The organism is Vibrio sp. 10N.286.48.F5 (assembly GCF_041469785.1).
GTDB lineage: Bacteria > Pseudomonadota > Gammaproteobacteria > Enterobacterales > Vibrionaceae > Vibrio > Vibrio crassostreae_C.
In genome coordinates, this window is the sequence record NZ_JBFRLG010000013.1 from 110,367 (window position 1) to 128,396 (window position 18,030).

At 44.3% G+C, this 18,030-nt stretch carries 21 protein-coding genes; 13 read left to right on the forward strand and 8 right to left on the reverse strand.

Going from position 1 to position 18,030, the window contains the following annotated elements; all coding sequences use genetic code 11:
• Positions 1 to 49: 49 nt before the first annotated feature.
• Together AB4185_RS09940 and AB4185_RS09945 are read left to right on the forward strand one after the other, a co-directional pair.
• On the forward strand, positions 50 to 475 hold the full coding sequence (locus AB4185_RS09940; RefSeq protein WP_017062464.1) for a phosphate-starvation-inducible protein PsiE: 426 nt from the start codon (positions 50 to 52) through the stop codon (positions 473 to 475).
• Positions 476 to 785: 310 nt separating this feature from the next.
• Positions 786 to 998, forward strand: a complete 213-nt coding sequence (locus AB4185_RS09945) for a cold-shock protein (RefSeq protein ID WP_004735656.1) — start codon at positions 786 to 788, stop codon at positions 996 to 998.
• Between the two features lie 404 nt (positions 999 to 1,402).
• On the opposite strand, the gene AB4185_RS09950 is transcribed toward AB4185_RS09945, so the two are convergent.
• A complete protein-coding gene (locus tag AB4185_RS09950) occupies positions 1,403 to 2,269 on the reverse strand; it encodes a YicC/YloC family endoribonuclease (RefSeq protein ID WP_017059268.1) in 867 nt (288 codons plus the stop codon).
• 248 nt (positions 2,270 to 2,517) lie between these two features.
• Between AB4185_RS09950 and rph the strand changes: the two genes are divergently transcribed.
• Both rph and pyrE read left to right on the forward strand, forming a co-directional pair.
• Positions 2,518 to 3,234 (forward strand): ribonuclease PH, encoded by a 717-nt coding sequence (rph, locus tag AB4185_RS09955; protein WP_009847983.1) that lies wholly within the window; start codon positions 2,518 to 2,520, stop codon positions 3,232 to 3,234.
• Positions 3,235 to 3,341: 107 nt separating this feature from the next.
• A complete protein-coding gene (gene pyrE, locus AB4185_RS09960; RefSeq protein ID WP_017059267.1) occupies positions 3,342 to 3,983 on the forward strand; it encodes an orotate phosphoribosyltransferase in 642 nt (213 codons plus the stop codon).
• Between the two features lie 91 nt (positions 3,984 to 4,074).
• On the opposite strand, the gene lpxL is transcribed toward pyrE, so the two are convergent.
• The 3 genes from lpxL to coaBC all read right to left on the reverse strand — a co-directional run bounded on the left by lpxL (position 4,075) and on the right by coaBC (position 7,066).
• On the reverse strand, positions 4,075 to 5,055 hold the full coding sequence (lpxL, locus tag AB4185_RS09965; protein ID WP_017063085.1) for an LpxL/LpxP family Kdo(2)-lipid IV(A) lauroyl/palmitoleoyl acyltransferase: 981 nt from the start codon (positions 5,053 to 5,055) through the stop codon (positions 4,075 to 4,077).
• 39 nt (positions 5,056 to 5,094) lie between these two features.
• The gene (slmA, locus tag AB4185_RS09970; RefSeq protein ID WP_017063086.1) at positions 5,095 to 5,685 is read right to left on the reverse strand and encodes a nucleoid occlusion factor SlmA; all 591 of its coding nucleotides are present in this window, start codon (positions 5,683 to 5,685) and stop codon (positions 5,095 to 5,097) included.
• Between the two features lie 139 nt (positions 5,686 to 5,824).
• A complete protein-coding gene (gene coaBC / locus AB4185_RS09975; protein ID WP_017059265.1) occupies positions 5,825 to 7,066 on the reverse strand; it encodes a bifunctional phosphopantothenoylcysteine decarboxylase/phosphopantothenate--cysteine ligase CoaBC in 1,242 nt (413 codons plus the stop codon).
• 223 nt (positions 7,067 to 7,289) lie between these two features.
• Here coaBC and radC point away from each other — a divergent pair, with 223 nt between their 5' ends.
• The 6 genes from radC to AB4185_RS10005 all read left to right on the forward strand — a co-directional run bounded on the left by radC (position 7,290) and on the right by AB4185_RS10005 (position 11,310).
• Positions 7,290 to 7,964 (forward strand): DNA repair protein RadC, encoded by a 675-nt coding sequence (gene radC / locus AB4185_RS09980; protein WP_017071069.1) that lies wholly within the window; start codon positions 7,290 to 7,292, stop codon positions 7,962 to 7,964.
• Between the two features lie 291 nt (positions 7,965 to 8,255).
• On the forward strand, positions 8,256 to 8,492 hold the full coding sequence (gene rpmB, locus AB4185_RS09985; protein ID WP_004728407.1) for a 50S ribosomal protein L28: 237 nt from the start codon (positions 8,256 to 8,258) through the stop codon (positions 8,490 to 8,492).
• A 13-nt stretch (positions 8,493 to 8,505) separates the two neighbouring features.
• Entirely contained in the window at positions 8,506 to 8,673 is a 168-nt protein-coding gene (rpmG, locus tag AB4185_RS09990; protein WP_002535344.1) for a 50S ribosomal protein L33, read from the forward strand.
• Between the two features lie 204 nt (positions 8,674 to 8,877).
• Positions 8,878 to 9,402: a hypothetical protein gene (locus tag AB4185_RS09995; RefSeq protein WP_032546317.1), complete on the forward strand. Its 525-nt coding sequence runs from the start codon at positions 8,878 to 8,880 to the stop codon at positions 9,400 to 9,402.
• Positions 9,403 to 9,404: 2 nt separating this feature from the next.
• Positions 9,405 to 10,214, forward strand: a complete 810-nt coding sequence (gene mutM / locus AB4185_RS10000) for a bifunctional DNA-formamidopyrimidine glycosylase/DNA-(apurinic or apyrimidinic site) lyase (protein ID WP_229648012.1) — start codon at positions 9,405 to 9,407, stop codon at positions 10,212 to 10,214.
• 91 nt (positions 10,215 to 10,305) lie between these two features.
• Positions 10,306 to 11,310 (forward strand): NAD-dependent epimerase, encoded by a 1,005-nt coding sequence (locus AB4185_RS10005; protein WP_010433784.1) that lies wholly within the window; start codon positions 10,306 to 10,308, stop codon positions 11,308 to 11,310.
• Between the two features lie 127 nt (positions 11,311 to 11,437).
• Here the strand turns inward: AB4185_RS10005 and AB4185_RS10010 are convergent, their stop codons facing one another.
• The 3 genes from AB4185_RS10010 to AB4185_RS10020 all read right to left on the reverse strand — a co-directional run bounded on the left by AB4185_RS10010 (position 11,438) and on the right by AB4185_RS10020 (position 13,999).
• Entirely contained in the window at positions 11,438 to 12,190 is a 753-nt protein-coding gene (locus AB4185_RS10010) for a glycosyltransferase family 25 protein (protein ID WP_016792613.1), read from the reverse strand.
• Between the two features lie 242 nt (positions 12,191 to 12,432).
• Positions 12,433 to 12,915, reverse strand: a complete 483-nt coding sequence (gene coaD, locus AB4185_RS10015) for a pantetheine-phosphate adenylyltransferase (RefSeq protein ID WP_010433787.1) — start codon at positions 12,913 to 12,915, stop codon at positions 12,433 to 12,435.
• A 1-nt stretch (position 12,916) separates the two neighbouring features.
• On the reverse strand, positions 12,917 to 13,999 hold the full coding sequence (locus AB4185_RS10020; protein WP_372135392.1) for a glycosyltransferase family 9 protein: 1,083 nt from the start codon (positions 13,997 to 13,999) through the stop codon (positions 12,917 to 12,919).
• A 96-nt stretch (positions 14,000 to 14,095) separates the two neighbouring features.
• Here AB4185_RS10020 and AB4185_RS10025 point away from each other — a divergent pair, with 96 nt between their 5' ends.
• Positions 14,096 to 14,809, forward strand: a complete 714-nt coding sequence (locus tag AB4185_RS10025; RefSeq protein ID WP_372135393.1) for a 3-deoxy-D-manno-octulosonic acid kinase — start codon at positions 14,096 to 14,098, stop codon at positions 14,807 to 14,809.
• Positions 14,810 to 14,825: 16 nt separating this feature from the next.
• Here AB4185_RS10025 and waaA read toward each other — a convergent pair whose 3' ends face one another.
• Entirely contained in the window at positions 14,826 to 16,088 is a 1,263-nt protein-coding gene (gene waaA, locus AB4185_RS10030; protein WP_372135394.1) for a lipid IV(A) 3-deoxy-D-manno-octulosonic acid transferase, read from the reverse strand.
• Positions 16,089 to 16,220: 132 nt separating this feature from the next.
• Between waaA and AB4185_RS10035 the strand changes: the two genes are divergently transcribed.
• Together AB4185_RS10035 and AB4185_RS10040 are read left to right on the forward strand one after the other, a co-directional pair.
• Positions 16,221 to 17,252 carry a UDP-N-acetylglucosamine 2-epimerase gene (locus AB4185_RS10035; protein WP_372135419.1) on the forward strand — a complete coding sequence of 344 codons (1,032 nt, stop codon included), beginning with the start codon at positions 16,221 to 16,223 and terminating at the stop codon, positions 17,250 to 17,252.
• Between the two features lie 9 nt (positions 17,253 to 17,261).
• Positions 17,262 to 18,029 carry a glycosyltransferase family 2 protein gene (locus tag AB4185_RS10040; RefSeq protein WP_065100471.1) on the forward strand — a complete coding sequence of 256 codons (768 nt, stop codon included), beginning with the start codon at positions 17,262 to 17,264 and terminating at the stop codon, positions 18,027 to 18,029.
• Position 18,030 lies beyond the last annotated feature (1 nt).

Consider the following 18,030-nt stretch of genomic DNA (forward strand, 5'->3'; position numbering starts at 1 on the left):
GATGCATGCTATTGTAGAGACTGGATTAATTATTTTTTGAAGAGTGACTATGCCTTCTCACTTACCTAAATCTTTTAGTAAGCCGTTTTTAAAAGTATTCCACATTATGGAAGCGGTATTGCTGGTGGCGATCACGCTCGCGACCTTGTTTGCGATGGTCGAAGAGTTCATGCATGTCTTCGCTGAACGCCGAGTGCAATTGACCGACATTCTGCTGATGTTTATCTATTTAGAAGTGTTGGCGATGGTTCAGCAGTTTGTGATGAACGGTAAGATCCCAGTGCGATACCCAATCTATATCGCGATGATGGCGATTGCTCGTTACATCACTTTGGGCATGAAAGAACTCGATGCGGTATTGATCGTTTGGTTATCTTTAGCGGCATTTATCTTAGCAGCAGCAACTCTGTTGATTCGAGTCGGTCACCATTACTGGCCATATGTCGATCTCAGAACTAAGCAGCCGGACGAGTAAATTTTTTGAGATCAAAGTCTTACAAATCAAGCCCGGCGACCTAGCTGGGCTTGAATTCAAGCCAACCGAACAAAAAAACATCAATTATTTTCAAATAAAGCTTTACAACCCGACCCAGATCACCAAGAATGGCGTCGCTCTGTTTTCAGAGTTATTAAATGAAACATCAGTTGTAAAGTAAAACCCTTAGTATTGCTTCATTGTTATTCTCAGTGTTTCCCTTGGCTTCATAGATACATTAAATAATTCAAGCTTTCAGCGCATCGCACTTTTGGCGATTAATTTTTTATTTTTATATAAGGGACACATCATGTCTAACAAAACAAACGGCGTAGTAAAATGGTTTAACGAAGAGAAAGGTTTCGGTTTCCTAACTCAAGACAACGGCGGCGCTGACGTATTCGTACACTTCCGTGCAATCGCTTCTGAAGGTTTCAAGACTCTTAAAGAAGGCCAACAAGTGTCTTTCGAAGTAGAGCAAGGCCAAAAAGGTCTTCAAGCTGCAAACGTTGTAGCTCTATAAGATTTTAAGTCGGCGCAAGTTGCAACAGCAACTTGCGTCACTTTCCCAGCTTAATCTTCACTTTCTATACCTCTTCTGCTTTAACTTCTTATCTCCTGTTTAGAAATTTTTATTTCCCTCTGAAATACCCTTAATACCTTTTTACTCTCGTTATCCCATTATTTCGTTATACCCACTACTTCGTTACCCCCTTATCGCAATCCACAATCTATACTTCGTTCTAAGTTACTTTTCCGGTTCAACTCTCTGATCTCCGATTTTTGCTCATTTACTTACGGTGATTGGCATTATTGTATCCACAAAAAAAGCCCCTAAAACTAGGAGCTTATCTTGATCTAATCAACACTGTTAGTTAATCAACACTGATTCAGTTAATGGCTATTCAGCGTGTTACTGACAAACTGTTATTCAATATTCTGAATTTGCTCACGCATCTGTTCGATAAGAACCTTAAGCTCTACGCCTGATGCTGTGATGTCTGTGCTGATAGACTTAGACGCTAGCGTGTTTGACTCACGGTTGAACTCTTGCATCATGAAGTCTAGCTTACGGCCACAAGCGCCACCTTTCTTCAGTACTGCATTTGCTTCTTTCACGTGAGAATCTAGACGGTCTAGCTCTTCTGCTACGTCTGACTTCTGCGCAAGTAGGATAAGCTCTTGCTCAACACGAGAACCTTCCAGTTCGATTTTCGCATCTTCAAATTTGGTAAGAAGACGCTCACGTTGCCACTCTAGGATCTCAGGCATGCGTGCACGAACTTTCACTACTTCTTCAGTGATTGCATCTAAGCGCTGTACGATTAGCGCCTTCATGTTCTCACCTTCACGAGCACGAGCATCAATGAACTCTGCGATAGCATCGTTGAATGCTTCAAGTAGGTCTTTGTTGATGGCATCCATGTCTTGCTCTGGCGTTTCCATCACACCAGGCCAATTCATGACTTGGAATGGGTTCAAACGGCTGTCTTCACCTGTCATCGTCATTACTTGGTTCGCAGCATTGATTACTTGCTGAGCCAAACCTTCGTTAATGCTTAGTTCGCCCTTTGCAGCAGGGTTTGCTTCAAAGCGTAGGTTACATTCAACCTTACCGCGTGCAAGACGCTTACGGAAACGCTCACGCAAGATTGGCTCTAAACCACGGAACTGTTCAGGCATACGGAAGTAAGTTTCTAGGTAGCGTTGGTTTACACTACGGATTTCCCATACTGCGCTGCCCCAATCGCCTTTTACTTCTTTGCGTGCGTACGCGGTCATACTATAAATCATCGAATTTTCCTGTCTTTTATCATTCTGAAAATAACGCGCACGCATAGTATCACGATATGGTGTGCTCTCGAAGCCTGTCGCTTTTCACTGTAAATAGCCTTTCGTGATAAATAGCTTTGAACGGTAAATAGATTTGCACGATAAACTGCTATATAATCTTGCCCCAATCAAAACTGTCTCACCCCTTTCTTAGGTGATGCACTCTTTCGATAGTAAATCACTTCAGACTGTTAATAAGGTAGATACCAATGCGTCCAAATGACCGCGCTGTAGATCAAATTCGTCCAATTAAAATTACTCGTAACTACACAGCTTATGCTGAAGGTTCTGTATTAGTTGAGTTCGGCAACACTAAAGTTCTATGTAATGCGACGGTAGAAGAAAACGTACCGCGTTGGTTAAAAGGCCAAGGAAAGGGTTGGGTAACGGCTGAATACGGCATGCTGCCACGTGCAACGCACACTCGTAACCGTCGTGAAGCGGCGAGCGGCAAGCAAGGTGGTCGTACGATGGAAATCCAACGTCTGATCGCTCGTAGCCTACGTGCTGTTGTTGACCTGAAAGTAATGGGTGAAATTATGATCACTGTCGATTGTGATGTTATCCAAGCAGACGGCGGTACTCGTACTGCTTCTATCTCAGGTGCAAGCGTTGCAATGGCTGATGCTATCAACAGCCTACTAGCAAGCGGCAAACTGAAAAAGAACCCAATGAAAGGCCACGTAGCGGCAGTTTCAGTGGGCATCGTTGGTGCACAAGCACTGTGTGACCTTGAGTACGTTGAAGACTCAGCAGCCGATACCGACATGAACGTTGTAATGACGGAAGACGGTAAGATGATTGAGATTCAAGGTACCGCAGAAGGCGAACCGTTCAGCCACGAAGAGCTGATGCAGCTTTTAGCCCTGGCTAATAAGGGCATTGCCGATATCGTCGAAGCGCAGAAAGCTGCGTTGGCCGACTAGTCATTTTTAATAGCTCCCAATTTGGGGGCTATTTTTTTGTCTGTAAAACCTGAAAGGGTGGTACAGGGCGTAAGTTAAGTTTTATTGAGTAAACATAGAGGATGAGCATGAAAGCATATCAACGTGAATTTATTGAATTTGCACTAGAGAAAGAAGTACTTAAGTTTGGTGAGTTTACTTTAAAGTCTGGCCGCAAGAGCCCTTACTTCTTCAATGCTGGATTGTTTAATACAGGTCGTGACCTAGCGCGCTTAGGTCGCTTCTACGCAGCAGCATTGGCTGATTCTGGCATTGAGTTTGATGTACTATTTGGTCCTGCATACAAAGGTATCCCAATTGCAACGACGACAGCGGTTGCACTAGCGGATCACCACGATGTAGACACGCCTTACTGCTTCAACCGTAAAGAAGCGAAAAACCACGGTGAAGGTGGCAACCTTGTCGGTAGCGCGCTTGAAGGTCGCATCATGTTAGTGGACGACGTGATCACTGCAGGTACTGCGATTCGTGAGTCGATGGAAATCATCCAAGCAAATGGCGCTGATTTAGCGGGCGTGCTTGTTGCTATCGACCGTCAAGAGAAGGGCAAAGGCGAACTGTCTGCGATTCAAGAAGTTGAGCGTGACTTCGGTTGTGCGATTATCTCAATCGTTAGCCTGACTGACTTGGTGACTTTCCTTGAAGAGAAAGGCACAGACGCAGCACACCTAGAGTCAGTAAAAGCGTACCGCGCTCAATACGGCATCTAATACTACTCGTAATTAGACTATAGAATGCACAAGGGGCTGATGATTCATCAGCCCCTTTTCTTTTGGTTCAGTATTCAGTATTCAGTATTCATTATTTATAACGAATGCCGCGCTCCACTTCTGGGTCTTCCATGGTCTTAAAGCGCTTGTGCAGCCACATCCACTGTTCTGGTGCTCTTAAGATAATCTTCTCAAGGTAGCGGTTCATGTAGGCGGCAGCCGCTTTCTCATCTTTCTGTGGATAGTCATCTTCGATCGATTCATCGGCCATGATCTCATACTTGCCATCGGCATTTCTAAAACCAGAACCCGGAACAAGTGCGCATCGGCTCGTATAAGCCAGAATACTAGTGCCTGTTGTAGTACATGCATCTTCTACAGCGAAGAAAGGCACAAACACAGACTTGTTACGACCGTAATCATGATCCGGTAGGTAGAAAAGGATCTCACCCTGACGCAGGATTCGAATCATACGCTTCACGTCTTTACGGTGAATCAGGCGGTTGCCGTTTTGAGTACGACCACGGTATTGAATGAATTCATAAGCCGGATTGTTGTGCGGGCGATAAACACCTAAACCTGAAATACCGAGAACAGCCATTGCTCGCGCAGTGATCTCTAGATTTAAGGCATGCACACAGCATAGAAGAACACCTTTACCGTTAGCTTTGTGCGTACGCAGTGTTTGGGTGTCTTTATCTACTAGGATGCGCTTGAAGCGCCACGTAGGCCAAAACCAGGTAATGCCGGTTTCGATGAGTGCCATACCTGTGTTCTTAAAGTTCTCACTGACCATTGCCGCGACTTCATCTGCTGGCTTGTCTGGGAAGGCGAGCTCCAAGTTACGTGTTGCTACCGCGACGCGCTTTTTACCATAGCGAGCACCCAAAGAGCCTAACGATCGGCCTAACAGCAGTAAGAGGCGATAAGGGAGAACGTTAACAATAAGCGCCAATAACCCAAAACCAAACCATACACCCCAATATTTAGGGTGAAGTAGAGCTAGAGTAAAAGGCGGCTTAGTAATCACGTGTTGTGCTGTGCCGTTTGCTGAAGAAGTTTTCGTCGTCATAACCATCACTTAAGATTTGATTGCCACTTAATTTGATTGCTACTTAATCTGAGCGCTTAGCAGTGCCCAATAAGCATCAAAGTTTTCTGTTGGTTGATATTTGAAGTCTGAGCGAACAAATCGATTCAAGCTGCCTTCAACTTGACCGAGCAGTTGAGCGGCTAAGATTTTCTCATCAACCGGGAATGATTTCCCTTCACGAAGCTTTCTTTCACGCAGGATCTGGCGAAGTTGCGTCTCAATGCGTTCGAAAAGTTGGTTGATGCGATCACGCAGGCGTTCATTTTCAAACATTAGAGCATGACCAGATAAAATTCGAGTCAGGCCTGGGTTACGTTCTGAGAAAACTAAGATAAGTTGTAGTACTAGGCGTATGCGCTCTAGCGTGTCTTTCTCTTCATCCAGAATACGGTTGATTCGAGACATCAACGCTTCTTCAATGAACTCGATCAGGCCTTCAAACATGCGGGCTTTGCTTGGGAAGTGGCGGTATAACGCAGCTTCAGAAACACCCACTTGCTTGGCCAACTTTACCGTTGTGATACGAGAAGCACCTTCGGTCGATTCCAACATTTGTGCGAGAGCTTGTAGGATTTCTTCACGACGGTTTGATTTTCGAGCACCAGCCATCTATTTACTTCCTTTCCTAAAGATGAGGATTGAGTGAAGAAGGATTATAAACACCATTCAATTCTGTTTCCTAGTTTTGTAAGCCCTAGGTCAACAGAATCGAGAGGTGTCAGCAGATTATCAGAGCAAATTTGTGCGTTTATACATTAATAAGCTGTTGGATCTGATCGAGGATCTGGAAACCAAGTGTGTCTTTGCTTTCCAGTGGCAGAGATTTATCGCCGCCTTTCCAATAAAGGTGCAGCTCATTGCTACTGCTATTGAAGCCTTGGCCTTCAACTGAGACGTCGTTGGCGCAGATCATATCGAGGTTCTTTCTTTCCAGTTTACCGCGTGCGTACTTCTCAACATCTTGAGTTTCTGCTGCGAAGCCGACAGTAAATGGGCGACCTTCGGTCATTGAAGCGACAGAAGCGACAATATCTGGGTTTTTAACCATTTGAATGGTCATGTCGTCTTTACCGTCGACCTTTTTAAGCTTTTGGTCTGCGATGGTCTCAGGGCGATAATCGGCAACCGCAGCGCAGCTGATGAAAATATCATGTTGAGAAGCGTTTGCTGCAACCGCATCAAACATCTGTTGAGCGCTGTCGACATCGATACGATTAACCTTATTTGGTGTCGCGAGTGATACAGGGCCGCTGACTAGAGTTACTGTTGCGCCTTGTTTCGCTGCCGCTTCAGCCAGAGCATAGCCCATCTTGCCCGAGCTGTGGTTGGTAATGTAACGCACCGGGTCAATCGCTTCACGAGTCGGGCCTGCAGTAATAAGCACAGAACGGCCAGCAAGTGGCTTAGGTTGGAAGAAGTCTTCACAGCGATGCACGAGCTGCATTGGCTCTAACATACGACCCATACCGACATCACCACACGCTTGCTCGCCAGCCGCTGGCCCCCAAACTTCACAACCACGACGTTTTAGTGTCGCAATGTTCTCTTGAGTCGCAGGGTGGCTGTACATTTGTTGGTTCATTGCCGGAGATACCGCAACTGGCGCATCGGTTGCTAAAACCAAAGTGGTCAGTAGGTCGTTACCCATGCCCGCTGTCATACGAGCAATCAGGTCTGCGGTTGCTGGCGCTAGTAATACCAAGTCAGCCCACTTTGCGAGCTCGATGTGCCCCATGGAAGCCTCAGCAGCAGGATCAAGCAAACTATCAGACACCGGCCTTCCAGAGACGGCTTGCATGGTGAGAGGAGTGATGAACTCCTTGGCTGCATTTGTCATCACGACTTGTACTTGCGCCCCACGCTCAATTAAGCGTCGAGTCAGTTCGGCACATTTATACGCAGCGATACCACCACTAATGCCAAGTAGGATTTTTTTCCCAGCTAGGCCTTGTAGGTCAGCGTTATCCAGTTGATTAACCAATGTTTGCATGATTCTGTTCCTTAATTTCTCTGGGACTTACGATATCAGAACAAAGGATTAGTGCCTAGAAGCAGAATTAGAACAGATTTGACGCTCATCAAGTTGGTGTTATCAAACTTATCAATTACACGATTTTGTTAGTGTCTCGTTTCCTTTGATCTCTATCGAAGGATCTCTGATTACGATCTCATTAAGGTGATGGGTTGTGTTCATGACCAATGATTGTCTTTATATGCCAATAGATAAAATACCTGCCGAATCGATGCCGAGAGAAAAGTTGTTAAATAGAGGGCCTGATTCTTTGAGTGATGCTGAACTGCTCGCGATATTCCTGCGAACAGGGACACAAGGAATGAACGTGTTGGAACTCGCTGACAAGTTGATCAAAGACTTTGGCTCACTCCGTCATCTTTTTTCAGCAACACAGGAAGAGTTTTGTGCTCATAAAGGGATGGGGCAGGCCAAGTATGTTCAATTGCAGGCTGTATTAGAGATGACGCAGCGTTATCTAGCAGAGACTTTATCTCGTGGAGATGCGCTTACGAGCCCTAGCCATACTAAGCTTTATCTTTCGAGCATGTTGCGTGATCGCCAGCGAGAAGCCTTCTATATATTGTTCCTCGATAACCAAAATAGGGTAATAAAGGACGAGGTGATGTTTGAAGGAACCATCGATGCCGCATCGGTTTACCCGCGGGAAGTGGTTAAACGGGCACTTCATCATAATGCGGCGGCATTAATCTTAGCTCATAACCATCCTTCAGGTGTTGCTGAGCCCAGCCAAGCGGATAGGCGGATTACACGCCGATTAACCGACGCATTAGCGCTGGTGGACATCCGAGTTCTCGACCATTTTGTCGTTGGAGATGGTGAAGTTGTCTCTTTTGCAGAGCGTGGATGGATTTGAATCACATTTTAGGTTGTTAGTTGCGTTAAATCTGCTATTATTCCGGCCACATTTTTAGACCTAAAATCAGCTCTGATTACTCAAGCAAGCTGCGCTGCACAAAAAAAGATCACGAAATCCGTAAAAAGGATCTGTTCGGGTCTTGAGCAATGCGTGTCAAGTTAGTATAATGCGCGACCTTTGATAGCCTTGTATGGATTTTCCATAACGGTTTTTACCTTCTATTTTAATTGATAGAGAGGTTCGGCCACCAAGGTTGATATCGAGCTGAAACGATTGGAGAAGACATTCATGTCCCGAGTATGCCAAGTAACTGGTAAGCGTCCAGTAACGGGTAACAACCGTTCACACGCACGCAATGCTACTAAGCGCCGTTTTCTGCCGAACCTACAAACTCATCGTTTCTGGGTAGAGAGCGAAAAACGTTTTGTTAAACTACGTCTAACTGCTAAAGGCATGCGTATCATTGATAAGAAAGGCATCGATGCTGTTCTTGTTGATATCCGTGCACGTGGCGAAAACGTTTAAGAGGAATTAAGCAATGGCTAAAGGCATTCGTGAGAAAATTCGTCTAGTATCTTCTGCAGGTACTGGTCACTTCTACACAACTGATAAGAACAAGCGTAACATGCCAGGCAAATTTGAGATCAAAAAGTTTGATCCAGTAGTTCGCCAACACGTTATGTACAAAGAAGCTAAAATCAAGTAATTGATGCTTTTTTTGCTCTTCTTCAGTAGAAGAAAGAATTGAAAAACCCAGTTTAATCGCTGGGTTTTTTTATATCTACAATTTGAGGAACTCAATTATTCTTGCTTGATATAGCCTCTGATAGATAGAAATCTGTACAACATAGAAAGTATTGCCACTTTCACGATATACTGAATGTTCAATAGGTTAGATGAGCAGAATCAGATGAGATATCGTGGACGCCGGTGGAACAACATACTCATGTTCAGTGTGATCGCTTTTATTGGCGTGTTAAACCTTCCAACATTGATCAAAGCGTACCTTATCGAGCCTGAACCGCAGGTTGATAGCCCTTATCCTTATCTCCTGAACCCAACAGCAAAGCTTCAAGCGTTACACTTTGCTAAGTGGTCTGTCATTCAACAAGATAATCAATGGGTTTACCAGTTCGAAGATACTGACTTTCCTCAAGCCACCAATGCACAAGAGCTGTCACAACGTTGGAAAGAGCTTGTGGGCACGGAAGTCGACTCACAGACCTACACAGACCTTACGCCTCGGTTAAATACACCACACACCATCGAAGTATGGTATCAAGACCAAGAAGAGCCCCAGCGTATTACCTATTATCAATTGCCTGAGTTCTGGTTGTTAAAAAACTGGAATGATCAGTGGTTGGCGGTGTCTATTGAAGAGAGCTACCTGTTTCCAAGCTTTAACGCTAACCACTCCTCTAAATCGGACGACTAACTATGCCTGAATTACCCGAAGTCGAAGTAAGCCGTATGGGGATCTCGCCTCATTTAGTTGGCGAGACCATTAAAACCCTTACTTTTCGCACGCCTAAGCTGCGTTGGGATATCCCACAAGAGTTAAAAGCATTAGAAGGGCAGGTGATTCGCTCTATCTCGCGCCGTGCAAAGTACCTATTGATTGAAACGGATACTGGCACTGCCATTGTTCACCTTGGTATGTCTGGCTCACTACGCGTATTAGATGCTGACTTCCCAGCAGCAAAGCACGATCACGTGGATCTTAAGCTCACTAATGGAAAAGTACTACGCTACAACGATCCACGTCGTTTTGGCGCTTGGCTGTGGTCTGCTCCCGACGAAACACACCCTGTGTTACTCGGTTCTGGCCCTGAACCACTAACCGATGACTTCAACGCTGACTACATTGCTGAGAAAGCAGAAAAGCGTAAAGTGGCCGTCAAGCAGTTCATCATGGACAACAAAGTGGTGGTTGGTGTGGGTAATATCTATGCCAATGAAGCGCTATTTGCTTCACGTATTAGCCCTTTGCGCCCTGCAAGCAAAGTGACAAAACAAGAGTGGGTCTTGTTGACCAAAGAGATCAAACAAGTGCTCGCCACCGCCATTAAACAAGGTGGTACTACGCTAAAAGATTTCGCACAAGCAGATGGCAAACCGGGGTATTTCGCCCAAGAGCTGCAAGTGTATGGGAAAGCGGGTGAAAAGTGCCCAAGCTGTGAAGCTCTGATTCAAGAATTGAAAATAGGGCAAAGAAATACGTTTTTTTGCGAAGAGTGCCAAGTATAAAAAAACTGAACGCGCGTTCACTTTTTACTGCTAGTAGATATAAGTGCTAGTCGCTACAATTACATTAATGATATGAATTGAGAATAGTAGAATGAAATATTTAGTAACTGGCGTTGCCGGTTTTATCGGATCTGCAGTGTCAGAGCGACTATGCGCAGCAGGCCATGAGGTTGTCGGTATTGATAACTTGAATGACTACTACGAAGTCTCTTTAAAGCATGACCGCCTTAAACGTATCGAACATGAAAACCTGACCTTTATTGAGCTGGATCTTGCTGATAGAGAGGGCATGGCGAAGCTGTTTGCTGAGCAAAAATTTGACCGTGTGATTCATTTAGCAGCGCAAGCTGGCGTTCGTTACTCAATTGATAACCCAATGGCGTATGCCGATAGCAACCTTGTCGGTCACTTAGCTATTCTTGAAGGTTGTCGCCATAATAAGGTTGAACACCTCGTTTATGCTTCATCGAGTTCCGTTTATGGCTTGAATCAAAAAATGCCATTCCATACAGCAGACAGTGTTGATCACCCGATTTCACTGTACGCCGCGACTAAGAAGTCGAATGAGTTGATGGCGCATACCTATTCTCATTTATACGACGTACCAACGACAGGTCTTCGCTTCTTTACGGTTTACGGCCCTTGGAGTCGCCCTGATATGGCGATGTTCAAGTTTGCGAATCTAATCGTAGCGGGCAAAGAAATCGACATTTATAACAACGGCGACATGATGCGTGACTTCACTTATATCGATGATATCGTTGAAGGTATTATTCGTGTTCAAGATCGTATACCAGCCAAGCAACCAGATTGGACCGTTGAGCAAGGGTCACCAGCAACCAGTTCTGCTCCGTATCGCGTGTTTAACATCGGTCATGGCAGCCCGGTTAAATTAATGGACTACATCGAAGCATTAGAAGGTGCTCTAGGTGTTGAAGCGAAAAAGAACTTCATGCCAATGCAGCCTGGTGATGTGTACGCGACTTACGCTGATACGGAAGATTTGTTTGAAGCGGTTGGCTATAAACCTCAAGTGAAGATCCAAGAAGGCGCGAAAGCTTTCGCGGATTGGTATAAAGCCTATTACTCGCTGTAGTAATTGATAGCTTTGAATAAAAAATAGCGCTCAATGAGCGCTATTTTTATAGGTAATCGCATGATTGCTTTTTAGGTATAAGTATAAAGAGAGGGGGCAATTTAATGTGAGTGTACTTTTCTTAGACCTAGAATTTTGGTCTGAACTCTTTATCTAGTACTGCAAGGTGATAAAGGTTTGTTGATAGATTAAGTGCCATACTCTTTATTTTGTTCACAATCTTCATAAAGGCGACAGAATAGTCTTTTCTACCTTTATGTTTACGACTACCGATAATTGACGGCCGTTTACTACGCTGTAATCCAGCAGAAGAAACACCAAACATGGGGTGCTTATGAATCCAAGTATTCCTTAAGAATACATCAACTGGATAATTAAAAGTTGAACTTTGTTCGATGAAAGCTTGTGCCGCTTTGGGAGATATAGCATAGCAGGCGGTTCCTTGAGGAACTTTCAAATACTTTACAAGATGCTGTGTATCGTACTTATCAACTGAATAATGTAGTCTATTCTTACTGTCTTGTAAGCGAATAAAACCACACTGCTCAATATGCTGCTCGGCGATAGTCAAAGTATTGCGAAATATATCGATATCAATATCGGCATGATCTTCGAAGACTAAAATGGGTTCATTTAACTCTATGCATTTTTGCCAAATAAGATAATGGCTTGCATAACACCCCACTTCCCCAATTGCATGCGGTCTACCCATATTGTGTAAAAAAGCTCTATCGTGAATTCTTGTTAGTAGAGGATGTTCATCGGTTCGTGCATCCACTCCGATAAAAAACTCAAAATCAACCTGAGCATCCTTAAGGGCGTTAGCTGTTGATTTTTGCCTACAATGGTTTGCTTTTAAGGTAATACAGTATGATTTCATAAAGCTATATTGATGTATTTATTCACAAGAAATTATGTTATCACTCGTTTGGCTTTTTGTAATGATTGTTCGCTTTGTTAGAGGTTATGGTTGTGACGAACCTCAAGAGTGTTCGGGGTTCGCATTATCTGATTCATAGGTTCTGCAGTGTCAGAGCTAATATGTAGGGGTCTAAATGAATTTATCTGTCTCAAAAAATAGCGCTCAATGAGCGCTATTTTTTTCGGTGTAGGTAAAGAGAATTACTTGGCAGTCTTCAGCTTTATCTCGGCTGCCACCTTTTGTGGTACAAACTGGCTAATATCCCCTCCGTGTATAGCGACTTCACGAACAATGGTTGAAGAGAGGAAAGCATACTCTTCTGAAGGGGTCAGAAATACGCTTTCAAGGCCAGGTAAGAGCTTACGATACATGCTAGTGAGACCAAACTCGTACTCAAAGTCCATGGTTGTTCTTAGACCACGTACTAATACGTTTGCTTGCTGCTGTTTAGCAAAGTCGACTAGTAACCCTGAGAATCCCTCTACAGATACGTTAGGTAAGTGAGACACCGCATCACGTAACAACTCTACACGTTCATCTAACTCAAACATGGTTTTTTTACTTGGGCTCGCTGCTACTCCAACAGTGATATGGTCAAACATGCTAGCGGCACGAACAATGATATCAAGGTGGCCATTGGTCACCGGATCAAAAGTTCCTGGATAAATAACGTGTGTGCTCATTTTAGCTGTCCTTGCTTAATGTAGTGTTCGAATTCGGTGCTTTACTAGAGTTTAAGGCCTTATCGAGTTGCTGCTTTACCATATCGAGTGTGATGTCTTTCATCAGGCCATCGCCTTTAGCACGGGTTCCCCATGGAAGGTCTGCGACTGGTTTACCTTGTTGTGCTTCTACGTGCTGTTGATAAACACTCACTACGATATCGAGATCGTTGTAAGGTCCTGTTCTACGAGGGTCGCTGTGTGCGTACAAGCCGATTACAGGCGTTGACTGCGTAGTTGCCAAGTGGGCTGGGCCAGTATCAGGTGCCAATACCACCGTTGCATGTTTCAGTACGGCAGTCAGTTGCTTCAAGTTCGTTTTGCCAATCAAGTTGGTTACTGGCGACTGGCATAATTTTTCGATGTCGCTACCAAGGTTAACTTCTCTTGGTGCCGGAGAACCACATAACACCACTTGCATGCCTTGTTCGACAGCATAATCAGCAATAGCTGCATATCGCTCAGTTAACCAATTGCGTGAATCTTTGCTTGCAGCTGGGGAGATAACCAAGGTCGGCTTGTCTGCCATGGTGCTAATTGCGAGTTGTTCATCTTCAGGTGTTAAAGGGATATCCCATTGAGGCTTATCGAAGGGGGCACCAATGTAGCGAGCAAATTCGGCAAAGTTATCCAACACATGAAACTTATCTGAAATAGGTAGATGGTGGTTGGTAAAGAGTGACTGCATTTCACGAGTACGGTTTTTGCCAAATCCCACTTTGCACTTCGCCTTTATTCCCCAAGATAGCACGCTGGCTCTGAGTGCGGCTTGCATATGCAGAAGTGCATCAAATTTACGATCAGATAGCTGACGCCATAATTCACGCATTCCTTTGAAGCCTTGTTTCTTATCGAAAACAATCACCTCAATACCGGGTAGATCGCCGATCAGCATGGCTTCTATTTTGCCCGTTATCCAAGTGATTTTCGTTTCAGGCCACTGCTTCTGGATGGCTTGAACCACAGAAATAGCATGACAAACATCGCCAATCGCGGAGAGGCGAAGTATGCAAAGAGATTGAGGTGCAGTTGAGAACAGTGACATAAAGTGCCCGAAAAAAGTGAATAACATCAGAATTATGCAGATACTCGCATTAGTTGTAAAATAGCAATGACGAAAAGCGACCCAAAGGCCTCATAGATGGAAACGATTAGCACCAAGAACCAAACAATTTGGTACGACCCTGAACTTTTGGCTCAGGTACCAGAGGGCGATATTGCTCAGATTTTTGAGGCTGAATATTGGCAGCAACAAGACGCCATTTCAGGCAGTGCTCAAGGACGCGGTACCACATGGTTCATTCAGCTTGATGGAATACAGGCCGCATTGCGCCATTATCGCCGTGGCGGATTGTTTGGGAAGCTAGTCGAAGACCAATATCGTTTCTCTGATTGGGAGAGTACTCGCTGCGCTATGGAGCTTAATGTCCTAAAGATATTGGCAAACGCAGGTGTGAATGTACCGAAGCCTATTGCTGCTAGAGCCATTAAAAGCGGACTACTTTATCGAGCGGACTTAATGTCTGAACGAATTCCCAATGCCAAAGATCTGGTTTATGTCTTGGTCAATGGCCCGATAGATGCGGATGTTTATCGTCGAATTGGCCAAGAGGTACGCAAGATGCACGATGCTGGGGTTAATCATACCGATCTCAACATTCATAATATCCTGCTTGATGACTCGCAAAGGGTGTGGATTATTGACTTTGATAAGTGTGGTCAGCAAGCGGGTGATGACTGGAAAGAAGGCAACTTGAATCGCTTAAAGCGCTCGTTCTTAAAAGAAGTGAACAAGCGCCAGATTCAATGGCAAGAGTCGGATTGGGAGCCGATGTTAAAGGGCTACCAAGGCTAATTAGGTCAAATAGTTGTTAGCTAAGAATGTATTCCAAGGTTTTATCCAACGCCCCTCGGTTCTGCTCAACTACTTGATAAGCCGCTAAGCCTTTAGTTTTGCGCAGCTCTGATTGTTTGAACAGTCGTTGGAGTTGGCCTGCGATATCTTGGCTATCTTGACATATAACCACGGCATTGGCTTCCAGTAGCTTGTCTGAGATCTCGCTGAAGTTAAAGTAGCTAGGACCATTCAATAAAGGTAGTTGTAGGGCTGCTGGTTCTAGAAGATTGTGGCCACCTACCTTATCGCCTACAAGGCTTCCTCCCATAAAACACACATCAGCACCACCGAGTAAGGTCAACATTTCTCCCATCGTATCAGCAATATACACTTCAACATCAGAGGCGATAGGTTGTTGACTTGTTCGAGTGATGGTGTTGAATTCTTGCTGTTTAGCCAGTTCCGTCACTTGGCTGAATCGTTCAGGGTGACGAGGCACAATCATCAGCAAGGTATTTGGATTGTCTTTAAGGAGCTGTTTATGAGCATCTAAAACAATTTCATCTTCACCTTGGTGGGTACTCGCAGCAATCCAGACATCACGATTAAAGCCGACTTGATCCCTCAAAGCTTTACCTTTTTCTACTTGTTCAGAAGAGACTTCAATATCAAACTTGATTGAGCCTGTCACATGCACCGATGCTTTATCTAACCCTAATCGTATAAAACGCTCAGCATCACTTGGGTATTGGCAGAGTACTTGAGAAAGGTTTTTCGCTAGAAGGTTAAAGACGGATTGGAATTTAGCATAGCGCTGGCACGAGCGCTCAGATAGGCGAGCGTTGAGTACTGAAATAGGAATCCCAGCTTTCGCGACGCAATGTAACGTGTTTGGCCAAAGCTCTGTTTCCATAATCAACATTTGCTTTGGTTTTACTGATTTAAGGAAGCCTCGTACACACCAAGAAAAATCAATCGGCATGTAGCGATGTTCGACCAAATCACCGAGTTTTTCTATCTGCTCTGCACCCGTGCTGGTTGTGGTGGTAACGATAATGGCTTGGTTTGGATTGCGTCGCTTCAGTTGCTTTATGATCGGTACGGCGGCAATCGATTCACCAACCGATACTGCGTGAATCCAGATAGGATTCTTACCTTGAGTTTGCGGTGTGATCCCGAAATGTTCTTTCCAACGCTGACCAAAACTTGGCTTTCCAGGTTTGCTCTTATAAAGCCCATACAGCAGTAGCGGAGAAGCTAATGACAATATAAGAGTGTATATAAGTCGTATAAGCATAAGAACAGTGACACCAGAAGGCAAAATCAATATTCAGAAGAGTATTTTCTTCAATCTCGAAAGTAAAGAGCGTTATAATTAAATGCTTAGTTGCGCTTTCAAACGGACATGGTGAATTTTATCTCATCGCTTATGCAAACCGATCAAACCTATCGTTTCTTGCTCTATGTCGAGCAAAATTATTCATTTGCTATTCTTCGCCCATTCTATGATTACGCGAAGCAACTCGGCCATGAGGTTAAGTGGTTGCTTGTTGGTGAAGACGCTTCTGAACATCTTTTACTGGATCAAGAGCAGAGCGTCTCTTTGACAGAAGCTATTGCTTTTAATCCTTCTGCCGTTCTAGTGCCCGGTGATCGTGTTCCAGCGTTTATTCCAGGGTTGAAGGTACAAGTATTTCATGGTTTGAACGAGAGCAAACGTGGGAACTTATACCCTGAACGTGGTCTATTTGATTTGTATTGCACCGAAGGCCATGAAAGAACAAGCTCGCTTGAGCCGCTAGCTAAGCAGCGCGGCTATTTTCAAGTTAAAGAGACCGGGTGGCTGAAGCTCGATAGCTTGTTTAATTATCAAACCAGTGACAAGTATTTTGAAAGACCTCAAATTCTATTCGCTTCCACTTTTTCGCCAAGTTTATCCTGTGCTGAATTGGTTTATGAAGAGCTTAAGCGCCTAAGCAAACTGAGCCAGTGGCAATGGTTAGTCACATTGCATCCTAAAATGAAGCAAGAGACACGAGAAAAATACCAGGCGTTGGAAGGGGACAACCTTCTGTTCTTCGACAATGATCGAGTGATTGAAATGCAGCATCGTGCTGATGTGATGGTATGTGACAACTCATCGATCTTTCAGGAGTTTTTGTTGCTCAATAAGCCGGTTGTTACGGTAAATAACCGAGAGCCTCAAGCGAGCTTCATCAATATTACCCAAGCAGAGCAGTTAGAATCAGCAATTCAACAAGCTATGCTGCCTGATGAAACAAGAGATAAAGCCATTGCTAATTATGGTCCGTCAATAACGCCATATTTGGACGGTCAATCCTCAGCGAGAGTTCTGAGTGCTATTACGGATGTGTTAGAAAGCGGTTGGCAGGATAAAAAACCAAAAAATTGGATTCGTAACTTTAAAATCCGTAAATCATTAAACTATTGGAAATTCTAGGGCTGAATAATGAGAAAACATACCCTGTCTGTCATTGTTATTACCAAGAATGAAGAAGACCGAATTGAAACTTGCCTAAAATCTGTGGTTGATATTGCCGATGAGCTAATTGTGTTAGACAGCGGATCAACGGACGCAACCGTTGAGATATGCCAAAAATATACAGATAACGTGACAATCACAGATTGGCCTGGCTTTGGTAAGCAAAAACAGCGAGCGCTAGATAAAGCGACATGTGATTGGGTGCTATCAATTGATGCTGACGAAGCTCTCGATAAAGAGATGAGCGACGCTCTTGTTGAACTATTAAAACAAGATCAAATCAAACACACTGCGTACAAACTGCCTTGGGGAGTGACTCTTTATGGCACGACTCTAAAACATGGCCGCAGTGCTCGTGCAGTATTAAGACTGTTTAAGAGAGAAGGCTCTCGATATACGTTAGACGAGGTTCACGAGACCGTCGTTCCTGAGCAAGGTTCTACAGGTGTACTGAAGGGGTTTCTTCTTCATTACACCCATCGCGATTATGGTCATGGTTTAGACAAAGCAGCGCAGTACGCTTGGCTTGGATCGCAAAAGTACCATCGCAAAGGTAAGAAATCACACGGCTTATTTTTAGCTTTATTACGTGCAATATGGACGTTCTTCCTTGTGTATATCATTCGCCGTGGCTTTATGGATGGTAGTGTCGGTTTCATTATGGCTATGACTTACGCTCAGGTGAATTTCAATAAATATGTTGGCTTATGGCTTATTGAAAAAGAAAGGAGCTAAC

Coding starts and splice junctions, on each gene's coding strand:
- coaD (WP_010433787.1), bottom strand. CDS start 12,915: ATGAGCACACACGTTATTTATCCAGGAACTTTTGATCCGGTGACCAAT.
- AB4185_RS09950 (WP_017059268.1), bottom strand. CDS start 2,269: ATGATTTATAGTATGACCGCGTACGCACGCAAAGAAGTAAAAGGCGAT.
- AB4185_RS10020 (WP_372135392.1), bottom strand. CDS start 13,999: ATGTCACTGTTCTCAACTGCACCTCAATCTCTTTGCATACTTCGCCTC.
- AB4185_RS10005 (WP_010433784.1), top strand. CDS start 10,306: ATGAAATATTTAGTAACTGGCGTTGCCGGTTTTATCGGATCTGCAGTG.
- mutM (WP_229648012.1), top strand. CDS start 9,405: ATGCCTGAATTACCCGAAGTCGAAGTAAGCCGTATGGGGATCTCGCCT.
- coaBC (WP_017059265.1), bottom strand. CDS start 7,066: ATGCAAACATTGGTTAATCAACTGGATAACGCTGACCTACAAGGCCTA.
- AB4185_RS10040 (WP_065100471.1), top strand. CDS start 17,262: ATGAGAAAACATACCCTGTCTGTCATTGTTATTACCAAGAATGAAGAA.
- lpxL (WP_017063085.1), bottom strand. CDS start 5,055: ATGACGACGAAAACTTCTTCAGCAAACGGCACAGCACAACACGTGATT.
- AB4185_RS10025 (WP_372135393.1), top strand. CDS start 14,096: ATGGAAACGATTAGCACCAAGAACCAAACAATTTGGTACGACCCTGAA.
- AB4185_RS09945 (WP_004735656.1), top strand. CDS start 786: ATGTCTAACAAAACAAACGGCGTAGTAAAATGGTTTAACGAAGAGAAA.
- rpmG (WP_002535344.1), top strand. CDS start 8,506: ATGGCTAAAGGCATTCGTGAGAAAATTCGTCTAGTATCTTCTGCAGGT.
- rph (WP_009847983.1), top strand. CDS start 2,518: ATGCGTCCAAATGACCGCGCTGTAGATCAAATTCGTCCAATTAAAATT.
- slmA (WP_017063086.1), bottom strand. CDS start 5,685: ATGGCTGGTGCTCGAAAATCAAACCGTCGTGAAGAAATCCTACAAGCT.
- pyrE (WP_017059267.1), top strand. CDS start 3,342: ATGAAAGCATATCAACGTGAATTTATTGAATTTGCACTAGAGAAAGAA.
- radC (WP_017071069.1), top strand. CDS start 7,290: ATGCCAATAGATAAAATACCTGCCGAATCGATGCCGAGAGAAAAGTTG.
- AB4185_RS10010 (WP_016792613.1), bottom strand. CDS start 12,190: ATGAAATCATACTGTATTACCTTAAAAGCAAACCATTGTAGGCAAAAA.
- AB4185_RS10035 (WP_372135419.1), top strand. CDS start 16,221: ATGCAAACCGATCAAACCTATCGTTTCTTGCTCTATGTCGAGCAAAAT.
- AB4185_RS09940 (WP_017062464.1), top strand. CDS start 50: ATGCCTTCTCACTTACCTAAATCTTTTAGTAAGCCGTTTTTAAAAGTA.
- rpmB (WP_004728407.1), top strand. CDS start 8,256: ATGTCCCGAGTATGCCAAGTAACTGGTAAGCGTCCAGTAACGGGTAAC.
- AB4185_RS09995 (WP_032546317.1), top strand. CDS start 8,878: ATGAGATATCGTGGACGCCGGTGGAACAACATACTCATGTTCAGTGTG.
- waaA (WP_372135394.1), bottom strand. CDS start 16,088: ATGCTTATACGACTTATATACACTCTTATATTGTCATTAGCTTCTCCG.